Below are 23,785 nucleotides of genomic sequence, written 5' to 3' on the forward strand. Positions count from 1 at the left end.
CCATGCTTCCGTAACCACGTCAGAACGGTCGTTTTGCCTGGAATCCCGTAGCGCTCCTGAGCCTCTTTATAACTATGCTCGCCTTTTTCGACTTGGTCGACGACCGACAATTTAAAAGTCAGCGTGTAGTCTCGCTGACTACGCCTTTTTGCTGATTCCATTACGCCCTCCTGAAAATAGATCAGAAGGTGTAAACCTTATTCAGGACGGGACATCGCCTAAAAATAAATCAGTCCCCTAATTTTGCCCTCAACCCTCTTCCAGCCAAAATCTCAACGGCTTGCCTTCCGACGGCCATAGCTGTAATTGCTCAACCGGGGAAATATCCCAGCGCTGAACCTTGGGTAAAACATCGAGGAAACGGTGCTCCTGCTCCATCACCGCTGGCGCGCAAAGTTTACGGGTGCTGCCCACAGGCCCGAAGGTGATTGACTCGCCGTCCAGGCGATAGGGCGCGAACCAGTGATTGCAACCGGCGTTGCCATACGCGCGGCCGTCCTCGCCCAGGGTCATGGTCATGTGGCTGTTGTCCATCAACGGACGTTCGCCGATCCACTCCAGCAGGTAGCCTTTGTCGCGTTGCACGCGTTCGGTTTCGGTGGCGCATCCGTTCAACAGTGCAGTGCCGGTCAGTATCAGCACGGCACTCGTCAGCATTTGAGAGCTAAAGCCAACGCCAACCGGTTTCATGACGCATTTTTTCCGCACGCAGGGCACAGGTGATGCTCGCCGACTGCTTTCCAGCCCAGTTCGGTAATCCGCGCCTGCGCAGCAGGTTTGAGCGCCTTTTTGCCGTCCTTGCCCTCGACCATGAATTCGATGTCTTGCTCTTTACCGCAACCATTGCAATTGACTTTCCACTGGTGGATCGCCAGTTCGGTGAACGCCGGGCCATTGGCCACCGCGACCCACTGACCCGGTGGATTGATCAGATGGCGAACCTTTTCGACGTTCAGGCGCATGTGCAAGGTTTTGCTGCCTTTGACGGTGACCAACAGCACGTCGTCGTTCTTGATGGAGCCGCCGTTGCCGGTCACTTGATAGCGACCCACTGCCAGGCTGCGGCACTCGATCAGGGTGTGTTGCGGGGTAAGCATGCTGAAGCGAAAATCGTGTTCGGCCATGGGGGTCTCCAAATAGGCGCGCATCCTACCACTTGGGCGCGCATCTTTTGGTTGTCATCTGACGCATAGCGGCCACTGCTTTTGATTCTAGCCGCAGGGCGCAGCAAGGTTACTCAGCCAAACCGGTAAATATCCATCCCCAGCGCACCCATGGTGAATCCTTTGTGTGCGACGCTGAATTCCCCACCCGCACCCCGGGCGAAGTACAGGGGCAGCAAATGTTCGTCAGTGGGATGGTTACGTACTGCATTCGGCGCCTGACGCCTGTAGTCGTGCAGGGCTTGCTCGTCGTTGGCAGCAAGTTTTTCGATCATCCAGTCGCGAAAGTCCTTTGCCCACGGTTCCACGCTTTGCGGACCTGCATGCCAATCCAGTTCGCGCAGGTTATGGGTGATGCTGCCTGAGCCAATGATGAGCACCTGTTGTTCGCGCAAACTGGCCAATGCTTTACCAACGCGAGTTTGCAGGGCAGGGCCCATGCGCGAAGGAAGCGACACTTGAACCACCGGAATGTCTGCCTGTGGGTACATCAGCGACAGCGGCACCCAGACGCCATGGTCGAATGGGCGCTTGTGATCAATGCGCGCCGCAAGGTTGCTGGCCGCTAGCAAGTCGACAACCTGTTGGGCCATCTCCGGCATGCCTTTGGCCGGATATTGCACGGCGAACAAGGCCGCAGGGAAACCACCGAAGTCGTGCCAGGTCTCAGGTTGAGGATTGCCATTGACCAGCAGTTCATCGCTCTCCCAGTGCGCGGACACAATTACGATGGCTCGCGGCCGAGGTATTTCGGCGGCAAGTCTGGCCAGCGCGGGACCGCTGGCACCCGGTTCCAGAGCAAGCATGGGCGAGCCGTGGGAGATAAAGAGGCTGGGAAACATATCGGCCATCCTGAAAGGTAAGATGCGTCATGATCAGGCAGATCATTGATCTAAATCTAATATAAGTTTTGGTGTGGTTTGATCGATTTATCAGGAGTTTTTTTATGCAGCCCGACTTTTGGCATCAGCGCTGGGCCCTGGATCAAATTGGCTTTAATCAGCCCCAGGTTAACTCGTATTTGCAGCGACTCTGGTCGCAGTTGGGCGTAAAAAAAGGCGAGCGGGTTTTTGTGCCGTTGTGTGGCAAGAGCGTCGACATGACCTGGTTGAGCCAACAGGGTTTGGCGGTAGTCGGTGTCGAACTCTCGGAAAAAGCAGTCGAGGACTATTTTGCCGAGCGCAACGTGCAGCCGCAGATCGAGCAACGCGGTGTATTCAGCGTCTTCAGCCACGAAGACTGCGAAATCTGGTGCGGTGATTTCTTCAAGCTCAAAGCCAAAGACATCGGTAATTGCTCGGCGTTGTATGACCGCGCAGCCTTGATTGCGCTACCGCCGCAGATGCGTTGGCGCTATGTCGAGCACCTCAACAACATTCTGCCCGACGACTGCCGTGGCCTGTTGATTACCCTCGACTACGAGCAGTCCGAAGTCGAGGGGCCACCATTTTCTGTTCCAGAGGATGAAGTGATACAGCTGCTTTCGCTGGAATGGCGGCTGAAGATGATCGCCGAAGAGGATGTGCTGCAAACAAGCCGCAAGTTTGTGGCCGCAGGTGCAACGCGGTTGATCGAGCAGGTTTACAGCCTGTTTAGACGTTAGCGGCAAAAATCGAGATAAACAAAAAGAGCGACTCGCGTCGCCCTTTTTTACTGCTGGTGATGGATCAGCCGCGACGGCGCAGGGCCTCGATCCGGTCTTCCAGCGCCGGGTGGCTCATGAACAAGCCCGCCAGGCCATGCTTCAAACCACCATTGATGCCGAAGGCTGCCAGGCTGTCAGGCATCTGCACCGGGACCCCCTGCTCTGAGCGCAGGCGCTGCAGCGCGCTGATCATTGCACCCGTGCCTGCAAGGCGAGCACCGGCATCGTCCGCACGGTATTCGCGTTTGCGTGAGAACCACATGACGATGGCGCTGGCCAGGAAGCCCAGCACGACTTCGGCGAAGATGGTCGCGATGTAGTAGGCGATACCTTGGCCTTGTTCGTTTTTGAAGATCACTTTATCGACGAAGTTGCCGATGATCCGCGCGAAGAACATGACAAAGGTGTTCACTACGCCCTGTACCAGCGCCAGCGTCACCATGTCGCCGTTGGACACATGGCCGATTTCATGAGCCAGCACGGCTTTCACTTCATCTGGCGAAAAACGCTCCAGCAAGCCTTGGCTGACGGCAACCAGTGCGTCGTTCTTGTTCCAGCCCGTCGCGAATGCGTTCGCCTCGTAGGCCGGGAAAATACCCACTTCCGGCATCTTGATGCCAGCTTCGCGGGACAGTTGCTCAACCGTTTGCACCAGCCATTGTTCATGGCGAGTGCGAGGTTGGGTAATGATTTGGGTGCCCGTACTCATTTTCGCCATCCACTTGGAGATGAACAGCGAGAACAGCGAGCCGGCGAAACCAAATACGGCGCAGAAGATCAGCAGCTGATTGAGGTTCAAATCAACCCCATTGGCCGCCATGAACCCATTGAAGCCAAAAAGGCTCAGGGTGATGCTGGCAATCAGCACGACCGCAAGGTTAGTGGCCAAGAACAGCAAAATGCGCATCATAGTTGTGACGTTCTCCTCGTGAAGAATATGTAACGTGTTGCGGGGGTATATAAGGTGATGTCTGTGGCTATTCAACAAGGCGACTATTTCAAACTGTGTCGTCTTTGCGCTAATCCGGCAATTATGCACCCTTGTCGCAAGGTCGGGGATAGAGCGTTTGCCGTGGTAGACGCCGTGCGGCTTGCGGCACGGCGTGGTTGTGTATGCGTTGCCAGGATTACTGCCGATAAGATTTGATGAAGTTACCAATGCGGCCAATCGCCTGCTCCAGATCGTCTACCCGAGGCAAGGTAACGACACGGAAGTGGTCCGGCCACGGCCAGTTGAATGCGGTGCCCTGAACTATCAGCAGCTTTTCCGAGAGCAAGAGGTCAAGGACGAACTTTTCGTCGTTGTGGATCGGGCAGACCTTGGGGTCAATCCGTGGAAAGGCATACAGCGCGCCCATGGGTTTCACACAGCTGATGCCGGGGATGTCGTTGAGCAGCTCCCAGGTGCGATTACGTTGCTCCAGTAAGCGGCCGGGTGGCAGGACCAGGTCGTTGATGCTCTGATAGCCGCCTAGCGCGGTCTGGATCGCATGTTGGCTTGGCACGTTGGCGCACAAACGCATGTTGGCCAGGATATCGATGCCCTCGATGTAGCTTTGAGCGTTGTGCTTGGGGCCAGAAATAGCCACCCAGCCGGATCGAAAGCCCGCGATGCGGTAGGATTTCGACAAGCCGTTGAAGGTCAGGCACAGCAGATCCGGCGCCAGCGAGGCGGTGCAGATATGCACAGCGTCGTCGTACAGGATCTTGTCGTAGATTTCGTCTGAGAAGACCACCAGGTTGTGCTGGCGCGCCAGCTCCAACATGCCCAGCAACACTTCCCTGGGATAGACCGCGCCGGTCGGGTTGTTCGGATTGATGATCACCATGGCCTTGGTATTGGGCGTGATCTTGGCTTTGATGTCTGCAAGATCAGGCCACCAATTGGCCTGTTCGTCGCACAGGTAATGCACTGGGTTGCCACCGGACAGGCTCACGGCGGCGGTCCACAGCGGATAGTCCGGCGCCGGGATCAGCACTTCGTCGCCGTTGTTAAGCAACGCCTGCATCGACATCACGATCAGTTCGGAAACGCCATTACCCAGGTAGATGTCCTCGATGCCGACACCTTCGACCTGCTTTTGCTGGTAATACTGCATGACCGCCTTGCGCGCACTGAACAGACCTTTGGAGTCGCTGTAGCCTTGCGAGGTGGGCAGATTGCGGATCACGTCCTGCAGGATCTCTTCCGGCGCTTCGAACCCGAACGGTGCCGGGTTGCCGATGTTCAGCTTGAGGATGCGATGGCCTTCCTCTTCCAGGCGCTTGGCGTGCTTGAGCACGGGCCCGCGAATGTCGTAACAGACGTTGGCGAGCTTGTTGGATTTGCTGAACTGCATGGTGATTGATCCCGAAAATGGACGGCCCGCCGCGTGTGGTTAGCGCGGACCGCTGAGCATAACGCCATCAAAATGGGTTTGTACGCGTGAAACGCCGGTGACAGACTGGCGTTCTAACGAGGCGCAATCATACGTGCCACCCGATCCGTGGAAAAGGCACAGATCGGGCTTTTTCAGTTGTGGAGGTGTACCCGTGCAAAAGCTGGAAAAAACCCTCGAAGAATGGAAGCAGATGCTCGACCCGGAGCAGTACAACGTCTGTCGCCTGAAGGCCACCGAAAGGCCTTTCTCCGGTAAGTACAACAGCACCAAGACTGACGGTGTGTATCACTGCATCTGCTGCAATGAGCCGCTGTTCGACTCCGCCACCAAGTTCGATTCCGGTTGTGGCTGGCCGAGTTTCTATGCGCCGCTCGAAGGCAGCGCGGTGGTTGAGGTGCGTGACGTCAGCCATGGCATGATCCGCACCGAGGTGGTGTGTGCGAACTGCGATGCGCACTTGGGGCATGTGTTCCCTGACGGCCCACCCCCGACCGGCTTGCGTTACTGCATCAACTCTGTGTGCCTGGACCTGGTGCCTCGCGAATAAAGTGCGTCATCGCTCGGTGCATGAATCGATATCACGGACGATAATCCAATAGCGCCTCAATCAATGGGGCGCTAAGTTGGCGACCTAACTCTTTTTGAGGCACTGCCATGAGCGACAATTTGCTGAGCATCCCCATTCAGACGATCAAGGGCGAGCAGAAAACCCTTGCCGATTACGCTGGCAAAGCCGTATTGGTGGTGAACACCGCGAGCAATTGCGGATTTACCCCGCAGTACAAAGGGCTTGAACAGTTGTGGCAGCGCTATAAGGACCAGGGCCTGGTGGTGCTGGGGTTTCCGTGCAACCAGTTCGGCAAGCAGGAGCCTGGTAACGAGGGGGCGATTGCGCAGTTCTGCGAGTTAAACTACGGCGTCAGCTTCCCACTGTTCAAGAAGATCGACGTCAACGGTGCCGATGCGCATCCGCTGTTCGTGCAATTGAAGAAGCAAGCGCCCGGTTTGCTGGGCTCCGAACGGATCAAATGGAACTTCACCAAGTTCCTCATCGGCGAGGACGGCAAGGTGGTCAAGCGTTATGCGCCATTGACCAAGCCTGAGGAACTGACCGCCGATATCGAAGCGTTGTTGAAATAACAGCAGCCCCAAACCCAAGGATCAGACCGGACTGATCTAGTTTTCAGGAGCTGCCGAAAATAAATCTGTTCCCGGAATGATCTGGCTTGTCGTTTGCGGCTTGAGGTTGGGCGCTGACTTCTTCCCCCACTGATCCAATAGGTTGATCAGTTCTTCGCGATGAAATGGCTTGGCCAGGTAATCGCTCATGCCTGCCGCTTTGCAATGCTCACGTTCTTCGGGCATCGCGTTGGCGGTGAGGGCGATGATCGGCAGGTTCACCCATCTGTGATTTTGCCGAATTAATCGGGTGGCCTCATAGCCGTCCATGACCGGCATGTTGCAATCCATCAGCACCAGGTCGAAATGACCGCGCCCAAGTGCTTCAAGCGCTTCGCCACCGTGACTGCTGATCACGACTTCGCATCCCAGTTTGCTCAGCATTCCCTTGGCAACCAGTTGGTTCACGGGGTTGTCCTCCACCAGCAGAATGCGCGCGCGATGTATGAGGGGTTGTTCGCGCAGCAGCCTATCGCTGTCCAGTTGACCGTCGATTTGCAGGATGCGCCCCAGGGTTTGATGAAGGCTGTGGCGGCCCAGGGGTCTGGCTTGTTGTTGCAGTGGGGCAAGGGCGCTGACCTGTTCGCTGGGCATGAAATTGCCGTAGGCAGTCACCAGCAGGATCGGAATAGACGTCGATGGACGTATGCCGATCAGGCAGTCCGGACAATCGGTGATCAACAGGTCCGGTGTTGCGTTGTGCTGCTCATCTTGCGCGGCGACATGCTGATAATCGATGCCCCACGCCGGTAGCAGTTGGCCGAGTAACTCAACCAGTCCACTGTTGTCCGGGCTTACGACCACTACCCGGCCTTTTAATAAAGGCCAGACCGGTGCAGGGGCGTGGGCCGGCAATGGCAGGTCGGCGCAGAAGCGGCTGCCAACGCCGCTACGCGATTGAATGCTGAGCTGGCCGTTCATCGCTTCACACAAATTGTGAGTCAGGGTCAGGCCTAGCCCGGTGCCGCCGAACTGTCGTGTGATCGCGGCTTCGGCCTGGGTGAACGGCTGGAAGATTCTCGCCTGGGCATCCTCGGCGATGCCGATGCCGGTATCACAGACCTCAATGCGCACAATGCTTTCATGCTGGGTCAGCCTGACATCCACGCGCCCCACGCGAGTGAACTTGAGTGCATTGGAGAGCAGGTTACTGACGATCTGCCTGACGCGGGTCGGATCGCCCAGCACCAACGCCGGGAAGCGCGGGTCGATGAGGCAGGTCAGCTCCACGCTGGGCGCGGCGTTTTGCGACAGCAGATTGGCCGTGTCTTCGATCAGCGTGCCAAGGTCGAACGCAATGTGCTCAAGTTCCAACTGACCAGCATCGAACTTGGATAAGTCGAGAATATCGTTGAGCAACTCCACCAGCACCTTGCCGGAGTCGTGGGCGATCAGCAGTTGCTGGCGCTGTTCGGCGCTCAATGGACCGTCCATGGACAGCGCGAGCATGCCGAGCAATCCGTTGAGCGGGGTCCGAATTTCGTGGCTCATGTGCGCCAAAAACGCTGAGCGTGCGTGGGCCATGTCCAGCGCGGTACTGCGAGCGATTTGCAGCTCTTCGTTGGACTGACTCAGGCGAGTGTTGCTGTTTTTCAGCTCAAGGGTGCGGGCGGCGACGATGTCTTCCAGCTCATTGAGATGGTCGGTCAGGCGGTTTTCTGCGTTTCGGCGTCGACTGAACTCAGTGGCGACACTTTCGAACTGGCGGTTGGCGATGTTTACCAGCACGCCTATTTCGTCTTTTTCATGGCCAGGCGGGCAGGGCAGCGGGCGTTGCGTCGGGCTGCGCGGATCGTTGGCGGTCAGCGCGCGGATCACCTTGGTCAAGGGCTTGGTCAGGGTGACGTAATACAGGCCCATGAGAATGCAGGCCAGCGCCAGGCTGCGCACAAAACCGTTGATCAATGTGATTTCTGCGCGTTGCAGGAAAGGGTAGCCAAAGGCAAATGTGTCGACGTTAACGTGCAGGGTGCCGATGGATTCGTTCGGCAGATGGTCCAGGAACAGGCTGTCGTCGAATTCACGGCTTTCGCCAAACAGAAAATCGCTGAACATTCGGTGTGAACTTTGCGCGACGGGTCGGGATACCGCCGCCAGCAAAATATTATTGTTGTCGGTGAGTCTTGCGGCCACGACAGCCGGGGAGTGCAGCAGACCCAGCGTCAGCTCTTGAGCCAGTTCGGAGTCGATGTTGTAGGCAATGCGCGAGGCAGGATTGTGGCTGATTTGCAGAAGAGAGCGAATTTCACGATCGATTGAGGCGTCTTCGCTGGCATAATCGATCGCAATTTGTAAGAGACTGAGCAGGGTCCCTAATACGAAGCCGACCAGCACAGTCAAACGTGCTTGTTTGAACGACAGTCGGTTGGTAATCGCTATATCCATAAGGCACGGCTACTTCTTGTGTCCAATCGCCGGGCAAGCATAGCCGATCAGACACAGCCTTTAATCAGTTAAATCAAGGAGACATTGTGGATTCTCGGTTAAACGCATTTCTGGAGCGCGCTGAATCAGTCCTGGCGCGATTGGAACCTTTACTGCCCGCAGTCCGCGAGCCGATGGATTGGGGCAAATCGCTGGCCGCGCGCTGGGTCCATGAAGGGCGTGGTGGTTATCTCATGCCGCTGGACGTGACCCTCGACATGCGCCTGTCGGACCTCATTGGCGTTGATCGGCAGCGTGAGCAATTGGGGCGTAATACCCAACAATTCATCGATGGCCTGCCCGCCAACCACGCGTTGCTCTGGGGCTCGCGGGGTACCGGCAAGTCATCGCTGGTCCGGGCGTTGCTGGCCGAGCACGCCAAAGTCGGCTTGCGGCTGATCGAAATCGAGCGTGACCATTTGGGCGATCTGCCACGGGTGGTGGAATTGCTGCAAAAACTGCCGCAGCGTTTCGTGTTGTTCTGCGATGACCTGTCGTTCGAGTCCGGGGAAGGTGATTACCGAGTCTTGAAAAGCGTGCTTGATGGCTCGCTTGAGCAGGCGCCGGATAACGTCTTGCTGTACGCCACGTCTAACCGTCGTCACTTGGTGCCGGAGAAAGAAAGCGACAACGAGCACTGGAAGCGCGGCGAAGACGGCGAGCTGCACCCAAGCGAGGCAGTGGAAGACAAGATCGCCTTGTCCGATCGTTTCGGTCTGTGGCTGTCGTTTTATCCGTTCACTCAGGAGCATTTCCTGAACGTGGTTGAACACTGGATTGGCGAACTGGCGAAGAAGTCCGGCCTGCAATGGCAGCGCAATGAAGAGCTGGATATTTTGGCTGTCCGCTGGGCCACCGGTCGCGGCAATCGCAACGGTCGCTGCGCTTATCAGTTCGCCCGTTACTGGGTGGGTTTGAAAATGCTGGAGCAACATCCATGATCGATCTGAATGCCACTGGCAGTGGCCTTGACGGCTATCGCTTGTTGACCGCTCAACTAGAGTCACTGTTGGCCGATGAGCGGGATTTCATCGCCAACGCGGCGCAGTTCTCGGCGTTTCTGTTTACCCAGCTCGACGATCTGAATTGGGCAGGCTTTTACCTTAATCGCAACGACGAGCTGGTGCTTGGACCGTTCCAAGGGCAAATCGCCTGCGTGCGGATTCCGTTCGGCAAAGGCGTGTGCGGGACGGCGGCACAAAGCCGGGAAACCCAGCGGGTGGAAGATGTCCATGCGTTCCCCGGCCATATCGCCTGCGACAGCGCGTCCAACAGCGAGTTGGTCGTGCCGTTGATCAAGGATGGACGCTTGCTCGGCGTATTGGACCTGGACAGTCCGAGTGCGGGGCGTTTCAGCGAGGTCGATCAGGCGGGCATCGAACAGTTGGTGGCGATTTTCCTGAAATCTACTGATTGCTGATGCTTTGTCGTTGTAAGCGCCCCTGACGCGATAAATGCATCAAGGGCGCGGCCATCAATCGTAAATGGCTTTCTTCTTCCATTCGGCATCGGCTTCGACGACTTTCAGACCTTCTGTCAGCTCGTTGTTGTCACCTTCGGTCGGTGCGATGTTGTCGAGCACCATTGCATTGGCGCGCTCCAGTTGTTTTTCCATCGCGGCCAGATGACCCTTCCATGGTGCTGGCTCTGCCTGGTTGCGCAAATACTGCACGCCGCGCTCGAACGCCAGGCGCGCCTGGCCGGGTTGCCCGTTGGCCATGGCCTGTTGGCCCAGATTGTTGAAGAATTCGACGTGCAGTATCACCAGCAGATTGCGAATCTCGCGAATCCAGTACTTGGCCTCGGTGGTTTGCAGAAAGCCGTCATGGGCGGCGCGTGTTACCTGGCCGTGCATGGCTTCCAATAGAAAGCGCACGTCTTTGGCTTTGGCTTCGGTTTGAATCGGCGCGGGTGGGTTGCTCACGACCAGCTTGTCGCCCTGATCGAGCATCGCTTGCAGTTCTGTCTCGCGTTCCTGAAGACCGGGGTTGTTTCTTCTTTCCAGTTGGATGAGGCGTTTGATCACATTCAGTTCAAGACGTACCAGCAACAGTTTAAGTGCGGGTGTCATGAGTTGGCCGGGGAACGTCTCAGACAACTCGCTGCAGCGACGCAGACGATCGTTGAGTTCTACCAGGCTGCGCGCACGTTCTACCTTCTTGTTCTCGTTTACGTAGTTCAGGTAACCGATGGCAATCAGGAGTACGATGCCCGCTAAAACCATCAGCGTGATAATGAGTGGTGTCACCGTAGAAGCCTCGATCAAGTAATGGGTGCCGAGTGTAGTTGCTGCGCACTATTGCGCAAAGGTGTGGTGGTTGGCTTGTCTATTAAATAGTGAGGGCCTCCCGCACTTTTGTATCGGCCACCCATTCACTAAATAGAGGGCGAAGTCATTGATTTGAATAAATTTTCATATGGGGGTTGACGACCTATCAAACCATCCATAGAATGCGCGCCACTTACAGCGTAAAGCAAACAGCGAAGCGCAGTAAGTAGTGAATGTTGTACGCGTGTCCCCTTCGTCTAGTGGCCTAGGACACCGCCCTTTCACGGCGGTAATAGGGGTTCGAGTCCCCTAGGGGACGCCATTGCGGGAATAGCTCAGTTGGTAGAGCACGACCTTGCCAAGGTCGGGGTCGCGAGTTCGAGTCTCGTTTCCCGCTCCATTTTTAAGCAGCTTTGCCCTCGGGCAGGGTTGAGTGAAACCAGGCAGTATCCTCGGATAATGCTTTGGACACTGGGACATACACCATATGTTCCGGGCAGCGTCCCCTTCGTCTAGTGGCCTAGGACACCGCCCTTTCACGGCGGTAACAGGGGTTCGAGTCCCCTAGGGGACGCCATTTGCGGGAATAGCTCAGTTGGTAGAGCACGACCTTGCCAAGGTCGGGGTCGCGAGTTCGAGTCTCGTTTCCCGCTCCAATTTATGATCTACAGACGTCCGTTTATGTCTGTAAATCGTTGAAATCAGGACCTTCGGGTCCTTTTTTCGTTTTCGGCGGATTCACTACAGCCATCGGCAGTCACCCCTTTAACGCCCACCTCAAGCCACTCTCGATATAGGTGTCGCCTGTTCCGGACATTACCCCGCTTGGCGCTTCACCCCTCATTCGACGTTGATCCAGTCGAATTACCCACGCCCTACGCGAGACATAATCCGTTGCGCTGTTTGTACGGCAATAGTTATTAGTCAGTGCGGATGAAAAATAAACAGCTAATCGGAGGGCGAACCGGATAATTCCGCGGCCTGTTGACGATTTGGCTCGTGGCATAAAGCCTGCAATTGACCCTGACAACCCTTGGTCGACGTCCCATAGCCGGGACGCGTGAATCATCGAACTGTCAGGTCTATGCCAATGCCTTCCCGGTAGTCAGCGAGAACGCCGAAGCCAACGCAACCTTGCTCGACATCCGTGAGGACCTCGGCCCGGCAGCCTATTTGCTTTGGGCGCCGCAATGGGTGGAGCAGGGTGCAACCATTGTCGGGGGTTGTTGCGGCATTGGCCCTGAACACATCGGCGAGCTTGAACGCCATTTGGTGCCCGTCGTTAAGGCAAAACAAGGCGTCTTAGAGGCCTGGCGCGGGCGATAAACACAGACCTGGCGCCCAGGCCGCCATGTGCTGGCCAGCACGCAAATAGCTGACCCTTTCAGCAGCACACGCAAACTGCGCTAAGCCCCTGATGTTGCTCTGCGGACTGTTGCCCACGCAACAGTTGCTCAACACTTGCCTTTGTCAGCAACAGTGCCCCGCCTTGGTAGTACGTGGCTTATTCGTCGTAAATCAATGAGTTAGAAGGCTGGCATGGTGCTTGCATCGCTGGAGCCATCGGCCACTGTCTCAGACTTGCTCAGCAAGCACCCCTTACAGCGCCGCGTCAGCCTTGCGTTTCACTACACGTTATCCAAGGGTTTGTTGCTGTTTCATCGTCGCGGCCACAACGAAACGGCATAGACCCAATGGCAGGCGTCTTAATTTGGCAGCGAGGATGTGTTGATGAGTCTTGATATTTTTTGGTTTCTGCCCACTTCCGGCGACACGCGTTATTTGGGTCGGTCCGACAGCGGCCGCCCGGCTACCAACGAGTACATGCGGCAGATCGCGGTGGCCGCCGAGAGCCTCGGGTATGACGGCTTGTTGATTCCCACCGGCAGCAGTTGCCTGGACCCGTGGGTCACTGCTGCAAGCCTTGTCCCTGTGACCCACCGGATAAAGTTGTTGGTTGCGCTGCGTACCTCCTTGGGTAATCCAACAGCGTCAGCTCGTCAGGCGGCCACGCTGGACCAGGCCAGCCACGGGCGCTTGTTGCTCAACGTGGTGCCAGGCGGCGATGCCACGGAGTTGGCCGCCGATGGTATTTTTCTCGACCACGATCAGCGCTACGAAGCCGCAGACGAGTTTCTGACCGTGTGGCGTCAATTGCTCAGCGGCGAGACCGTGGATTTTTCCGGCAAGCACGTGCGGGTCGAAGGCGCCCAGAACTTCTTCAAGCCGGTACAACAACCGCACCCGCCCTTGTACTTTGGCGGGTCTTCGCCTGCTGCCCATGAACTGGCCGCCAAGCATGTGGACGCTTACTTGACCTGGGGTGAGCCGCCTGCGGCCGTGGCCGAGAAGATCGCCGATGTCCGCGAACGGGCCAAAAAATATGGCCGCACTGTGCATTTCGGCGTGCGTTTGCATGTGATTGTGCGTGAAACCAACGAGCAGGCATGGGCCGCCGCTGAAGAGCTGATTAGCCACCTTGACGACGACACCATTGCAGACGCTCAGCAGAACTACGCGCGAATGGATTCCGAAGGTCAGCGGCGGATGGCTGCCTTGCACGGTGGGCAGCGTGACAAGCTGGAGGTCTCGCCTAACCTCTGGGCAGGTGTCGGCCTGGTCCGCGGTGGCGCCGGTACGGCGTTAGTGGGCGATCCTCAGACCGTGGCCGCGCGCTTGCAGGAATACGCTGATCTTGGGGTCGACCGTTTTGTGTTGTCCGGCTACCCGCATCTGGAAGAAGCCTTCCGCTTCGCAGAGCTGGTGTTCCCTCTGCTGGGCAAACAGCCGGTCACCGTCCGGGATCAAGTATTGACCGGGGGCGCGTTCGACGTTCGGGCCGGTAAGAAATCGAGCAAGGGCGAGGCCGCAGCATGAACGTGATTGATATGCGCTGTCGCCCGGCGTACCTGCACGATTTTTTTGGGGCCACGCCTGACAGCACCGGGGCGGCCACCGCCCGCTGGCTGAATCGGCGAGTCGGTACGCGCGGCAATGACGAGCACTTCGCCCGCTCGCGCACGCCACAGGGGTTTATCGATGAGGTCCGTGATGCGGGGTTGAGCCGGGCGGTGGTGGTCGGTCGCCATACTCCCAGCCAGCATTTGCCCAACGACCTGATTCACAGCATCGTTCGGGACCACGATGAGTTGCTCGGCATTGCCAGCATCGACCCGGCCCTTCAGGGGGTCGAGGGGGCGTTGGCCGAAATCGACCGTGCGATATCGGTACTGGGCCTGTCCGGTATCGACCTGGAACCGGGTTTTAGTGAGCCCGCCAGGCACCCGGATGACACGCTGTATTGGCCGATCTACGAGCATTTGCAGGCGCGTGGTATTGCGCTGTTTCTGATGAGTGGGCCTACCACCCCAGACCCGGCTTTCAACAACCCCGATCACCTGGCCAAGGTCGCTCGGGCGTTCCCGCAGTTGTCGATCGTTTGCTACCACGGCTACTGGCCAAACGTGCAGCAAGCGCTGGGCGTTGCCTTCCTGTACCCGAACATTTACCTGGTGCCGGACATGTATCTGTTCCAGCCCGGCAGCGACGCCTATGTGCAAGCGGCCAACGGCTTTCTGGCAGATCAATTGCTGTTCGGCTCGTCGTACCCCTTCCGGCCCATTCGGCAATCCATCGACGACGTACTGAGTCTGGGTTTCAGCTCATCGGTACTCGACAACGTGCTCTACGGCAACGCCGCCAGGCTGTTTGGGTTGTAACGACGTCGCGAGACACACCGGGCAGGTGTTTCACACGAGACTGCCCGGCGCTGTCCGCGTCTTTCTCATTCAAGGACTCCCCTGTGACCACACCCAACGATCCTGTGCAGATCGCCCGCCGTCTGGCGGCTGACTGGGCCTGCACTGCCGTCGAGCGCGACGAGCGCGGCGGCACCCCTAAACGCGAGCGCGACGCCCTGCGCGAAAGCGGTTTGTTGACCTTAAGTATCCCCCGTGAATTCGGCGGCCTCGGTGCTAGCTGGAGTGACACGCTGAACATCGTGCGCGAGTTCGCCAAAGTCGACAGCTCAATGGCCCATGTGTTTGGTTTTCAACACTTGATGCTGGCCACCGTGCGCCTGTTCTCCCGGCCTGATCAATGGCAACCCTGGCTTGAACAAACGGTGCAGCAGCGCTGGTTTTGGGGCAACGCCCTCAACCCGCTGGACCGCCGCACGGTGGCGACGCGTGTCGACGGTGGTCGTGAGTTTTCCGGGATGAAAAGCTTTTGTTCCGGTGCCAGCGACTCCGACCGGCTGATTGCCTCGGCGCTGGACGAAGGCCCAACAGGTAAACTTTTGATCGCCGCCATTCCTACTCAACGCGCCGGCATTACCTTGCTCAACGACTGGAATAACATGGGCCAACGCCAGACCGACAGCGGCAGCGCCCGATTCGAGCGGGTGAGGGTGGAGGAGGACGAACTGCTGCTCAACCCAGGACCCATGAGCACAGTGTTGTCCGGCCTTCGGCCTTTGTTGGCGCAACTGACGTTCGTCAACCTGTTCCTCGGCATTGCCGAAGGGGCCTTTGAGCAGGCGCGGCAATACACGACCCATGAAGCGCGGCCCTGGTTTAAGTCCGAGGTCGAACAGGCAGTTGACGACCCCTATGTGCTGGCCCATTACGGGGAGTTTTGGGCAGGTCTGGAGGCGGTCCGTGCCCTGGCCGAACGGGCCAACGCCTTGTTCGACAAAGCCTGGGACGCCGGTGAGCAACTGCGTGCCGAGCAGCGGGCGACCCTGGCCCTGGCCATTGGCAGTGCCAAGGTCCATGCCACGCGAGTGGGTCTGGACCTGAGTTCGCGGCTGTTCGAAGTGACCGGAGCCCGCGCCACCAACGCCACCCGGCGCTTTGATCGCTACTGGCGCAACCTGCGGACCCAGACCCTGCACGACCCGGTGGACTATCGCATCCGCGAACTCGGTGAGTGGGCCTTGAAGCAGAAACCGCCCACGCCGAGTTTTTATTCCTGATTCGTGCCTTCGGCAGGGCACTGTTTATCACCGCTCACTTGCACGACAAAGTGTTGCCACAGCAACACTTTGGTCAGCGTAAAAAAGCAAAAATTCCTTGTAATACAGCATGTTGTGGGCTCGGCACGGACTGTGCAACACCTCCTTAAAAGCCACTACTCATCGGCCCAGCGTGCCTAAATGAACACAGAGAACAGGAGTTAATCGACTATGGCCTCTCGCATTATCCTCAATGCGTTTGAAATGACCTGCGTGAGCCACCAGGCAGCAGGCACCTGGCGTCATCCGGACAGCCAGGCATGGAAATACAAAGACCTCGATTATTGGGTCGATTTGGCCAAGTTGCTTGAGCGTGGCTATTTCGACTCGGTTTTTATCGCCGACGTGGTGGGTGTCTACGACGTTTATCGCGGCTCGGTGGAAACCTCTTTGGTTGATGCCGATCAGGTGCCGGTCAACGACCCCTTCTTTCAAGTGCCCGCCATGGCCACCGTCACCAAACACTTGGGGTTTGGCGTGACCTCGGCGCTGACCTATGAGCAGCCTTATGCCCTGGCTCGAAAGTTCTCGACCCTGGACCACCTGACCAAAGGCCGCGTGGCATGGAACGTGGTGACCTCGTACCTCAACAGTGCGGCGGTGAACCTGGGCCTCAAGCAGCAGATCTCTCACGATGAGCGTTACGACATCGCTGATGAGTTTCTGGATGTCACCTACAAACTGTGGGAAGGCTCCTGGGATGAGGACGCGGTACTGCGTGACCGTGAGCGCGGAGTCTTTACCGATCCCACTAAAGTTCATCCGATTGGGCACAAGGGTAAGTACTTCGATGTGCCGGGGATTCACTTGTCCGAGCCCTCGCCGCAGCGCACTCCAGTTATTTTCCAGGCCGGTGCGTCCAGCCGGGGCAGGGCGTTTGCCGCCAAGCATGCTGAAGGGGTATTCATCAGCCCGGCCACCGCCGAGCAGGCGCGCGAGGTCTCCGATGACATCCGCAACCGCGCCGTAGAAGCGGGCCGTACCCGCGATTCGGTCAAGGTGTTCACGCTGCTGACGGTCATTACCGGCGAAAGCGACGAAGCTGCACACGCCAAATACCGCGAATACCTGAGCTACGCCAATGGCGAAGGCATGTTGTCCTTCTACGGCGGTTGGACCGGGATCGATTTTTCCGAATACGACCCCGACCAACCCCTGGAAGCGATCGACAACGACAGCATCCGGTCGGTACTCGAACTGCTCGCCACCGCCGACCCTGACCGCAAATGGACACCGCGCGACATTATCAAACACCGCAGCATCGGTGGCCTGGGCCCCGTGTTGGTGGGCGGCCCTAAAACGGTGTCCGACGAGTTGGAGCGCTGGGTGGACGTCGGCGGTATCGACGGCTTCAACCTGGCCTATGCCATCACCCCAGGCACCTTTGAAGATTTTGTCGAGTTTATCGTTCCGGAACTGCAACGCCGAGGCCGTGTGCGCACCTCCTACGAAGGCAACACCCTGCGCGAAAACCTGCTCGATGGAACGTCGGCCTACGCTGCCGAGGACCATCCTGCCGCTCGTTACCGGGGTGCGTTCAAGGACGGCGCCAACGCCACCGACCACACCAAACCTTCCAAATTCTCTGACCTGACTTGACGCCCATTTGCGCTGAAGAGGAGTTGCTTTCATGTCCAGTTTCACCACGCTGAACACGCTGTCTGTCGGTACTGATTATGAAGCGCTCGCCCAGCGCTTTCGGCCGATTTTTGCCCGCATCGCCGAGGGCGCGGTCGAGCGCGAGCGTGCGCGTACATTGCCGTTCGAACCGATCAAATGGCTGAAAGAAGCCGGTTTCGGTGCCGTGCGCATCCCCGTCGAATTCGGCGGGGCTGGCGCTTCGCTGCCTCAACTGTTCCAGTTGCTGATTGAACTGGCTGCCGCCGATTCAAACGTGACACAAGCTTTGCGCGGCCACTTTGCTTTTGTCGAAGACCGGCTCAACGCCCAGGCCTTCAGCGCCCAGGACGTTTGGTTCAAGCGCTTTGTTGCTGGGGAGCTGGTCGGCAATGCCTGGACCGAAGTGGGCGACGTGAAGATCGGTCAGGTGATCACCCGTATCAGCCGTCAGGGTGAGCAATGGGTCGCCAATGGCACCAAGTACTACAGCACCGGCAGCGTGTTCGCCGACTGGATCGACCTGTATGCCCAGCGCGATGACACCGGCGCTGACGTGATTGCGGCAGTGCGTGTGCAACAACCGGGCGTGCGCCAAAGTGACGATTGGGATGGCTTTGGTCAGCGCACCACCGGCAGCGGTACTTCGGTGTTTGAAAATGCCGTGGTCGAGGACGATAACCTGATCGACTTTTCCACTCGCTTCAAATACCAGACGGCGTTTTACCAATTGACCTTGCTGGCGGTGTTGGTGGGATCGGGTCAGGCGGCTGTGCGCGATATTGCCGAACAAGTGCGTAACCGCACTCGGGTATTCAGCCACGGCAATGCGCCCGCAGTGCGTGACGATGCTCAGGTGCAACAGGTGGTCGGTAAGGCCTCGGCTCAGGTTTATGCCGCCGAAGCGGCTGCGGTGCGCGCCGCGCACGCCTCGCAACGGGCGTATGTTGCGCACTTTGGCAAGGACGAGCAGGCCGAACGCGAGGCCAACATTGCCGCTGAGCTGGAGTCGGCTCAGGCGCAAGTGGCAATTGCCGAGCTGGTGCTTCGCGCCACGAGCGACCTGTTCAATGCCTTGGGCGCATCGGCCGCCCGCGTTAGCCTGCAACTGGACCGGCACTGGCGCAATGCCCGCACCGCAGCTTCACACAATCCGTTGATCTACAAAGAGCGGATCATCGGTGACTGGGAAATCAATGGCACCGAACCACCTTATGTTTGGCAGATCGGCGGCGGGACAGCGCAAAGCCGTTAAGTTCAGCCTTTCAGGGATAGGGCCAGCCTGCGTGCTTGCCTTATTCCTGGTGCTTATGTCGCTTGCGAACCTTGAGGCAGCGCCAACACCGGCTCCGGTACAAAATCAAACGCACTGAGCTCAAAGCCCTGCTCATCAACCTGCAACACCCAGCCTTGACGATCCCAATCCCCCAACACGATGCGTTGCGCTGTGTCTTCGCCGAGCTTGAGTTTGTGGATCGCCGGGCGATGGGTGTGGCCGTGGATCAAGGTTTTTACGCCGTATTCGCTCATGATCCGCGGGACTTCTTCCGGGGTCACATCAACGATATCGTTGGCTTTCATGCGGGTCTGCGTGCGGCTTTCGCTACGTAGCTTGCGCGCGAGCTTGTGCCGGGTGCCCAAAGGCAAATGGCGCAGGACCCATAAAGTCAGTGGGTTGCGCAGGTAGCGGCGCATGCGCATGTAGGCTTCATCGCGGGTACACAAACTGTCGCCGTGCATCAGTAATACCGGTTGGCCGTTGAAGCGTACGACACTCGGGTCGCTCAACAGGGTGCATCCCGCCGCTTTGCAAAAGGCTTTGCCGATCATGAAGTCGCGATTGCCATGCATCAGAAATATAGGCGTGCCGCTGTCGCTGAGCGTACGCAGCGCCTCGCAGATCGAGCGCTGGAAGGGTGACATGGCGTCATCGCCAATCCAGGCTTCGAAAAAATCCCCGAGGATATACAGCGACTCGGCACCGCGAGCGCGGCCCGTCAGCAGATCCAGAAACGCCCGGGTGATGTCCGGGCGTCCTTCTTCAAGATGCAGATCGGAGATCAGCAATATCACTCAATGATCTCGGCTTTCTCGATGATCACGTCGTCAGCCGGTACATCCTGATGACCTGCCTTGGACGTGGTGGCAACGCCTTTGATCTTGTCGACGACGTCGGTGCCTTCGATCACTTCGCCAAATACCGCGTAGCCCCAGCCCTGAACGGTCTTGGCGCTGTGATTGAGGAAGCTGTTGTCAGCGACATTGATGAAAAACTGCGCGGAGGCCGAATGCGGTTCCATGGTGCGGGCCATGGCTACCGAGTACTTCTTGTTTGGCAGGCCGTTGTCGGCTTCGTTCTGGATGCTGGGGCGCTTGTCTTTCTTTTCTTTCATGCCCGGCTCAAAACCGCCGCCCTGGACCATGAAGTTACCAATGACACGGTGGAAAACCGTGTTTTCGTAGTGGCCAGCCTTGACGTATTCAATGAAATTGGCGACGGTCAGTGGCGCTTTTTCAGCGTTCAGTTGCAGGACGATGTCACCGTGGTTGGTGGTCAGTTTTACTTTGGACATGGGCTTGGTCGCTCTTTGGAATTCGTAATAGGGCGTGTCGATACGGCATATGGCCCGTCGGCCATGGTCGCAGATGCCGTCGACTTCACTCGGTCTCGCAGTTTACAGAGGGTAATTACACAACGGCTAGTTCGTCTCCCGGCTGTTTCTGGGGCTGCCTCTGTAGTTTTGTCACTGCGTGCTGTCAGGGCCTTGACAGGTTCGGCTATGATAAGCGCTTTGATTTAGTCGTCCTACCCTAGACAGATTGTGTGAAAACGTCACGAGCGAAGGCAAGACAAGGCAAAAACAGGCGGGAAAGCGGAGTTTAGTTGTTCTAAATGAGCAATTTCCGCCTGTTTTTAACGCTGTGTTGCCCGGAGCAGTAGTTTTTACGCACTCTGGCCCGCGACCTGTACGTTCAAGGATTTTATGAGCAAGCCCACTCAAGACGCCGCTGCGAATTCAAAGGCAGGCCCTGCAATTCCCACCAACTTCCTGCGCCCGATCGTGCAGGCAGACCTGGATTCGGGCAAATACACCCAGATCGTGACGCGCTTTCCGCCAGAGCCCAACGGTTACCTGCACATTGGCCATGCCAAGTCGATTTGCGTCAACTTTGGTCTGGCTCAGGAGTTTGGCGGTGTGACGCATCTGCGTTTCGATGACACCAACCCGGCCAAGGAAGACCAGGAATACATCGACGCCATTGAAAGCGACGTCAAGTGGCTGGGTTTCCAGTGGGCTGGCGAAGTGCGCTACGCCTCGCAGTACTTCGATCAATTACACGACTGGGCCGTCGTGCTGATCAAGGCCGGCAAGGCGTATGTCGATGACCTGACCCCCGAGCAGGCGCGTGAGTATCGCGGCACCCTGACCGAGCCTGGCAAGAACAGCCCGTTCCGTGAGCGCAGTGTCGAGGAAAACCTCGATCTTTTTGCCCGCATGAAGGCCGGAGAGTTCGAAGATGGCGCTCGTGTGTTGCGTGCCAAGATCGACATGGCCTCGCCGAACATGAACCTGCGCGACCCGATCCTGTACCGCATTCGTCACGCCCACCACCATCAGACCGGCGACAAGTGGTGCATTTATCCGATCTACGACTTCACCCACGGTCAATCGGACGCCATCGAAGGCATCTCGCACTCGATCTGCACTCTGGAGTTCGAAAGCCATCGTCCGCTGTACGACTGGTTCCTCGACAACCTGCCGGTGCCGAGCAGGCCGCGTCAGTACGAGTTCTCACGCCTGAACCTGAACTACACCATCACCAGCAAGCGCAAGCTCAAGCAACTGGTCGATGAAAAGCACGTCAGTGGCTGGGACGACCCACGCATGTCAACGTTGTCGGGTTTCCGTCGTCGTGGCTATACGCCCGCGTCGATCCGCAATTTCTGCGAAATGATCGGCACCAACCGTTCCGACGGCGTAGTGGATTTCGGCATGCTTGAGTTCAGCATCCGCCAGGACCTGGATCACAACGCCCCGCGAGCGATGTGTGTGTTGCGGCCGTTGAAGGTCGTGATCACCAATTATCCGGAAGGCCAGGTCGATCACCTGCAACTGCCGCGTCATCCACAGAAGGAAGAGCTGGGCGTGCGCAAGCTGCCGTTCTCCCGCGAAATCTACATCGACCAGGATGACTTCACCGAAACGCCGCCAAAGGGCTACAAGCGCCTGGAGCCCAACGGCGAAGTGCGCCTGCGCGGCAGCTACGTGATCCGTGCCGACGAAGTGATCAAGGATGCCGACGGTAATATCGTCGAACTGCGCTGCTCATATGACCCTCAAACCCTGGGCAAAAACCCGGAAGGCCGCAAGGTCAAAGGCGTCGTGCATTGGGTGCCGGTGGCTGAAAGCATCGAGTGCGAAGTACGTCTGTATGACCGCCTGTTCCGTTCCGCCAACCCGGAAAAGGCCGACGATAGCCAAACGTTCCTGGACAATATCAACCCCGACTCGCTGCAGGTCCTCACCGGCTGTCGAGCTGAACCTTCGTTGGGTGAAGCTCAGCCGGAAGACCGTTTCCAGTTCGAACGCGAAGGTTATTTCTGCGCGGACATCAAGGACTCGAAACCAGGTCGCCCGGTATTTAACCGCACGGTAACGTTGCGCGATTCCTGGACCTGATGCTGTACAGCTGAGAGGCAGAAAGTGCTTTCGATCTACAACACGCTCACCAAGAGCAAAGAAGTTTTCAAACCGTTGGATGGCAACAAGGTGCGCATGTACGTCTGCGGGATGACCGTGTACGACTACTGCCACCTGGGCCATGGCCGCAGCATGGTGGCGTTCGACCTCGTCACCCGCTGGCTGCGTTTTAGCGGGTATGACCTGACCTACGTGCGCAACATCACCGACATCGACGACAAGATCATCAACCGTGCCCGTGAAAACGGTGAAGCGTTCGATGTCCTGACCGCGCGCATGATCGATGCGATGCACGAGGACGAAGCGCGCCTGAACATCCTCAAGCCAGACATGGAGCCGCGCGCCACCGACTACATCGGCGGCATGCACAACATGATCCAGAGCCTGATTGACAAGGGCTACGCTTATGCACCGGGCAATGGCGACGTCTATTACCGAGTCGGCAAATTCCTCGGTTACGGCAAGCTGTCACGCAAGAAGATCGAAGACCTGCGCATCGGTGCGCGCATCGAAGTCGACGAAGCCAAGGACGATCCGCTGGATTTCGTACTGTGGAAAGGCGTCAAGCCCGGCGAGCCAAGCTGGGAGTCGCCGTGGGGGCCGGGTCGTCCGGGCTGGCACATTGAATGCTCGGTGATGTCCACCTGCTGCCTGGGTGAGACGTTCGACATTCATGGCGGCGGCAGCGACCTTGAATTCCCGCACCACGAAAACGAAATCGCCCAAAGCGAAGCCGCCACCGGCAAGACGTACGCCAAGGCCTGGATGCACTGCGGGATGATTCGCATCAATGGCGAGAAGATGTCCAAGTCCTTGAACAACTTCTTCACCATCCGCGATGTGCTGGAAAAGTATCAGCCGGAAGTGGTGCGTTATCTGTTGGTGTCCAGCCATTACCGCAGCGCGATCAATTATTCCGAAGACAGCCTGAAAGAATCCAAAGGCGCGCTGGAGCGCTTTTATCACGCGCTCAAAGGCTTGCCAGTGGCAGAGCCTGCGGGTGGTGAGGCGTTTGTCGAGCGTTTCACGGCGGCGATGGACGATGACTTCGGGACGCCTGAGGCCTGCGCGGTGCTGTTCGAGATGGTGCGCGAAATCAACCGGCTGCGCGACACCGATCAGGCCGCTGCGGCCGGATTGGCGGCGCGTCTGAAGCAACTGGCCAGTGTGTTGGGTGTGTTGCAGCTTGAGTCTGACGACTTTTTGCGCGCAGGCGCTGAAGGTCGGGTCGACGCGGCTGAAGTGGAAGCGCTGATTCAGGCGCGTTTGCAAGCGCGTACTGACAAAAACTGGGCCGAATCCGACCGCATCCGCGATCAGCTCACCGCCATGGGCGTGGTGCTGGAGGACGGTAAGGGCGGCACGACGTGGCGGCTGGCTGACTGATCTT

The 23,785-nt window shown here is 57.9% G+C and carries 22 protein-coding genes, 4 tRNA genes and 1 pseudogene; 17 read left to right on the plus strand and 10 right to left on the minus strand.

Annotated elements, in window-relative coordinates; translation table 11 throughout:
- The 4 genes and pseudogenes from VGC62_RS02635 to VGC62_RS02650 all read right to left on the minus strand — a co-directional run.
- Positions 1–161: pseudogene (locus VGC62_RS02635) on the minus strand (IS3 family transposase); the annotation flags it as partial.
- Between the two features lie 88 nt (positions 162–249).
- Entirely contained in the window at positions 250–657 is a 408-nt protein-coding gene (locus tag VGC62_RS02640; protein WP_331185556.1) for an META domain-containing protein, read from the minus strand.
- Positions 658–686: 29 nt separating this feature from the next.
- The gene (locus VGC62_RS02645) at positions 687–1,124 is read right to left on the minus strand and encodes a hypothetical protein (protein WP_331185527.1); all 438 of its coding nucleotides are present in this window, start codon (positions 1,122–1,124) and stop codon (positions 687–689) included.
- A 113-nt stretch (positions 1,125–1,237) separates the two neighbouring features.
- Positions 1,238–2,005 (minus strand): class III extradiol ring-cleavage dioxygenase, encoded by a 768-nt coding sequence (locus tag VGC62_RS02650; protein ID WP_331185528.1) that lies wholly within the window; start codon positions 2,003–2,005, stop codon positions 1,238–1,240.
- Between the two features lie 104 nt (positions 2,006–2,109).
- Between VGC62_RS02650 and VGC62_RS02655 the strand changes: the two genes are divergently transcribed.
- Positions 2,110–2,766, plus strand: coding sequence for a thiopurine S-methyltransferase (locus VGC62_RS02655; protein WP_331185529.1), 657 nt, complete (start codon positions 2,110–2,112; stop codon positions 2,764–2,766).
- Between the two features lie 64 nt (positions 2,767–2,830).
- Here VGC62_RS02655 and htpX read toward each other — a convergent pair whose 3' ends face one another.
- Both htpX and VGC62_RS02665 read right to left on the minus strand, forming a co-directional pair.
- On the minus strand, positions 2,831–3,718 hold the full coding sequence (gene htpX, locus VGC62_RS02660) for a protease HtpX (protein WP_331185530.1): 888 nt from the start codon (positions 3,716–3,718) through the stop codon (positions 2,831–2,833).
- 217 nt (positions 3,719–3,935) lie between these two features.
- On the minus strand, positions 3,936–5,147 hold the full coding sequence (locus VGC62_RS02665) for a pyridoxal phosphate-dependent aminotransferase (RefSeq protein ID WP_331185531.1): 1,212 nt from the start codon (positions 5,145–5,147) through the stop codon (positions 3,936–3,938).
- 193 nt (positions 5,148–5,340) lie between these two features.
- Here VGC62_RS02665 and msrB point away from each other — a divergent pair, with 193 nt between their 5' ends.
- Together msrB and VGC62_RS02675 are read left to right on the plus strand one after the other, a co-directional pair.
- Positions 5,341–5,736, plus strand: coding sequence for a peptide-methionine (R)-S-oxide reductase MsrB (gene msrB / locus VGC62_RS02670; protein ID WP_331185532.1), 396 nt, complete (start codon positions 5,341–5,343; stop codon positions 5,734–5,736).
- Positions 5,737–5,843: 107 nt separating this feature from the next.
- Positions 5,844–6,329: a glutathione peroxidase gene (locus VGC62_RS02675; RefSeq protein WP_331185533.1), complete on the plus strand. Its 486-nt coding sequence runs from the start codon at positions 5,844–5,846 to the stop codon at positions 6,327–6,329.
- 36 nt (positions 6,330–6,365) lie between these two features.
- Here the strand turns inward: VGC62_RS02675 and VGC62_RS02680 are convergent, their stop codons facing one another.
- Positions 6,366–8,753 carry a hybrid sensor histidine kinase/response regulator gene (locus tag VGC62_RS02680; RefSeq protein ID WP_331185534.1) on the minus strand — a complete coding sequence of 796 codons (2,388 nt, stop codon included), beginning with the start codon at positions 8,751–8,753 and terminating at the stop codon, positions 6,366–6,368.
- A gap of 86 nt (positions 8,754–8,839) precedes the next feature.
- Between VGC62_RS02680 and VGC62_RS02685 the strand changes: the two genes are divergently transcribed.
- Positions 8,840–9,733, plus strand: a complete 894-nt coding sequence (locus VGC62_RS02685; RefSeq protein WP_331185535.1) for an ATP-binding protein — start codon at positions 8,840–8,842, stop codon at positions 9,731–9,733.
- The gene (locus VGC62_RS02690; protein ID WP_331185536.1) at positions 9,730–10,212 is read left to right on the plus strand and encodes a GAF domain-containing protein; all 483 of its coding nucleotides are present in this window, start codon (positions 9,730–9,732) and stop codon (positions 10,210–10,212) included. The genes VGC62_RS02685 and VGC62_RS02690 overlap by 4 nt, the downstream gene beginning before the upstream one ends.
- Positions 10,213–10,266: 54 nt before the next feature.
- On the opposite strand, the gene VGC62_RS02695 is transcribed toward VGC62_RS02690, so the two are convergent.
- Positions 10,267–11,040 (minus strand): hypothetical protein, encoded by a 774-nt coding sequence (locus tag VGC62_RS02695; protein ID WP_331185537.1) that lies wholly within the window; start codon positions 11,038–11,040, stop codon positions 10,267–10,269.
- A 267-nt stretch (positions 11,041–11,307) separates the two neighbouring features.
- Between VGC62_RS02695 and VGC62_RS02700 the strand changes: the two genes are divergently transcribed.
- From VGC62_RS02700 to VGC62_RS02745, 10 genes are all read left to right on the plus strand, one after another.
- A tRNA-Glu gene (locus VGC62_RS02700) sits at positions 11,308–11,383 on the plus strand.
- Positions 11,384–11,385: 2 nt separating this feature from the next.
- Positions 11,386–11,461 (plus strand) — tRNA-Gly (locus tag VGC62_RS02705).
- A 101-nt stretch (positions 11,462–11,562) separates the two neighbouring features.
- A tRNA-Glu gene (locus VGC62_RS02710) sits at positions 11,563–11,638 on the plus strand.
- 3 nt (positions 11,639–11,641) lie between these two features.
- Positions 11,642–11,717 (plus strand) — tRNA-Gly (locus VGC62_RS02715).
- 361 nt (positions 11,718–12,078) lie between these two features.
- On the plus strand, positions 12,079–12,387 hold the full coding sequence (locus VGC62_RS02720) for a homocysteine S-methyltransferase family protein (RefSeq protein ID WP_331185538.1): 309 nt from the start codon (positions 12,079–12,081) through the stop codon (positions 12,385–12,387).
- 405 nt (positions 12,388–12,792) lie between these two features.
- On the plus strand, positions 12,793–13,938 hold the full coding sequence (gene ssuD, locus VGC62_RS02725) for an FMNH2-dependent alkanesulfonate monooxygenase (protein WP_331185539.1): 1,146 nt from the start codon (positions 12,793–12,795) through the stop codon (positions 13,936–13,938).
- Complete coding sequence (locus tag VGC62_RS02730) at positions 13,935–14,780, plus strand: amidohydrolase family protein (protein ID WP_331185540.1); 846 nt, start codon at positions 13,935–13,937, stop codon at positions 14,778–14,780. The genes ssuD and VGC62_RS02730 overlap by 4 nt, the downstream gene beginning before the upstream one ends.
- A gap of 83 nt (positions 14,781–14,863) precedes the next feature.
- A complete protein-coding gene (locus VGC62_RS02735; RefSeq protein ID WP_331185541.1) occupies positions 14,864–16,036 on the plus strand; it encodes an acyl-CoA dehydrogenase family protein in 1,173 nt (390 codons plus the stop codon).
- A gap of 210 nt (positions 16,037–16,246) precedes the next feature.
- Complete coding sequence (locus tag VGC62_RS02740) at positions 16,247–17,674, plus strand: LLM class flavin-dependent oxidoreductase (RefSeq protein WP_331185542.1); 1,428 nt, start codon at positions 16,247–16,249, stop codon at positions 17,672–17,674.
- 31 nt (positions 17,675–17,705) lie between these two features.
- Complete coding sequence (locus VGC62_RS02745; RefSeq protein WP_331185543.1) at positions 17,706–18,947, plus strand: acyl-CoA dehydrogenase family protein; 1,242 nt, start codon at positions 17,706–17,708, stop codon at positions 18,945–18,947.
- A 53-nt stretch (positions 18,948–19,000) separates the two neighbouring features.
- Here the strand turns inward: VGC62_RS02745 and lpxH are convergent, their stop codons facing one another.
- Both lpxH and VGC62_RS02755 read right to left on the minus strand, forming a co-directional pair.
- Positions 19,001–19,765 (minus strand): UDP-2,3-diacylglucosamine diphosphatase, encoded by a 765-nt coding sequence (gene lpxH, locus VGC62_RS02750; RefSeq protein ID WP_331185544.1) that lies wholly within the window; start codon positions 19,763–19,765, stop codon positions 19,001–19,003.
- Positions 19,762–20,265, minus strand: a complete 504-nt coding sequence (locus tag VGC62_RS02755) for a peptidylprolyl isomerase (RefSeq protein ID WP_331185545.1) — start codon at positions 20,263–20,265, stop codon at positions 19,762–19,764. The genes lpxH and VGC62_RS02755 overlap by 4 nt, the downstream gene beginning before the upstream one ends.
- 411 nt (positions 20,266–20,676) lie before the next feature.
- Here VGC62_RS02755 and VGC62_RS02760 point away from each other — a divergent pair, with 411 nt between their 5' ends.
- Together VGC62_RS02760 and cysS are read left to right on the plus strand one after the other, a co-directional pair.
- The gene (locus tag VGC62_RS02760; protein ID WP_331185546.1) at positions 20,677–22,374 is read left to right on the plus strand and encodes a glutamine--tRNA ligase/YqeY domain fusion protein; all 1,698 of its coding nucleotides are present in this window, start codon (positions 20,677–20,679) and stop codon (positions 22,372–22,374) included.
- 24 nt (positions 22,375–22,398) lie between these two features.
- Positions 22,399–23,781: a cysteine--tRNA ligase gene (gene cysS, locus VGC62_RS02765; RefSeq protein ID WP_331185547.1), complete on the plus strand. Its 1,383-nt coding sequence runs from the start codon at positions 22,399–22,401 to the stop codon at positions 23,779–23,781.
- Positions 23,782–23,785: the final 4 nt, after the last annotated feature.

Source organism: Pseudomonas sp. (assembly GCF_036404235.1).
Taxonomy (GTDB): domain Bacteria; phylum Pseudomonadota; class Gammaproteobacteria; order Pseudomonadales; family Pseudomonadaceae; genus Aquipseudomonas.

What these genes read in the sequence shown, in the direction of transcription:
- VGC62_RS02690 (WP_331185536.1), top strand. Translation starts at nt 9,730, where the DNA reads ATGATCGATCTGAATGCCACTGGCAGTGGCCTTGACGGCTATCGCTTG.
- VGC62_RS02645 (WP_331185527.1), bottom strand. Translation starts at nt 1,124, where the DNA reads ATGGCCGAACACGATTTTCGCTTCAGCATGCTTACCCCGCAACACACC.
- htpX (WP_331185530.1), bottom strand. Translation starts at nt 3,718, where the DNA reads ATGATGCGCATTTTGCTGTTCTTGGCCACTAACCTTGCGGTCGTGCTG.
- VGC62_RS02665 (WP_331185531.1), bottom strand. Translation starts at nt 5,147, where the DNA reads ATGCAGTTCAGCAAATCCAACAAGCTCGCCAACGTCTGTTACGACATT.
- VGC62_RS02680 (WP_331185534.1), bottom strand. Translation starts at nt 8,753, where the DNA reads ATGGATATAGCGATTACCAACCGACTGTCGTTCAAACAAGCACGTTTG.
- VGC62_RS02655 (WP_331185529.1), top strand. Translation starts at nt 2,110, where the DNA reads ATGCAGCCCGACTTTTGGCATCAGCGCTGGGCCCTGGATCAAATTGGC.
- ssuD (WP_331185539.1), top strand. Translation starts at nt 12,793, where the DNA reads ATGAGTCTTGATATTTTTTGGTTTCTGCCCACTTCCGGCGACACGCGT.
- VGC62_RS02740 (WP_331185542.1), top strand. Translation starts at nt 16,247, where the DNA reads ATGGCCTCTCGCATTATCCTCAATGCGTTTGAAATGACCTGCGTGAGC.
- VGC62_RS02760 (WP_331185546.1), top strand. Translation starts at nt 20,677, where the DNA reads ATGAGCAAGCCCACTCAAGACGCCGCTGCGAATTCAAAGGCAGGCCCT.
- VGC62_RS02640 (WP_331185556.1), bottom strand. Translation starts at nt 657, where the DNA reads ATGCTGACGAGTGCCGTGCTGATACTGACCGGCACTGCACTGTTGAAC.
- VGC62_RS02675 (WP_331185533.1), top strand. Translation starts at nt 5,844, where the DNA reads ATGAGCGACAATTTGCTGAGCATCCCCATTCAGACGATCAAGGGCGAG.
- VGC62_RS02730 (WP_331185540.1), top strand. Translation starts at nt 13,935, where the DNA reads ATGAACGTGATTGATATGCGCTGTCGCCCGGCGTACCTGCACGATTTT.
- VGC62_RS02755 (WP_331185545.1), bottom strand. Translation starts at nt 20,265, where the DNA reads ATGTCCAAAGTAAAACTGACCACCAACCACGGTGACATCGTCCTGCAA.
- VGC62_RS02650 (WP_331185528.1), bottom strand. Translation starts at nt 2,005, where the DNA reads ATGTTTCCCAGCCTCTTTATCTCCCACGGCTCGCCCATGCTTGCTCTG.
- VGC62_RS02745 (WP_331185543.1), top strand. Translation starts at nt 17,706, where the DNA reads ATGTCCAGTTTCACCACGCTGAACACGCTGTCTGTCGGTACTGATTAT.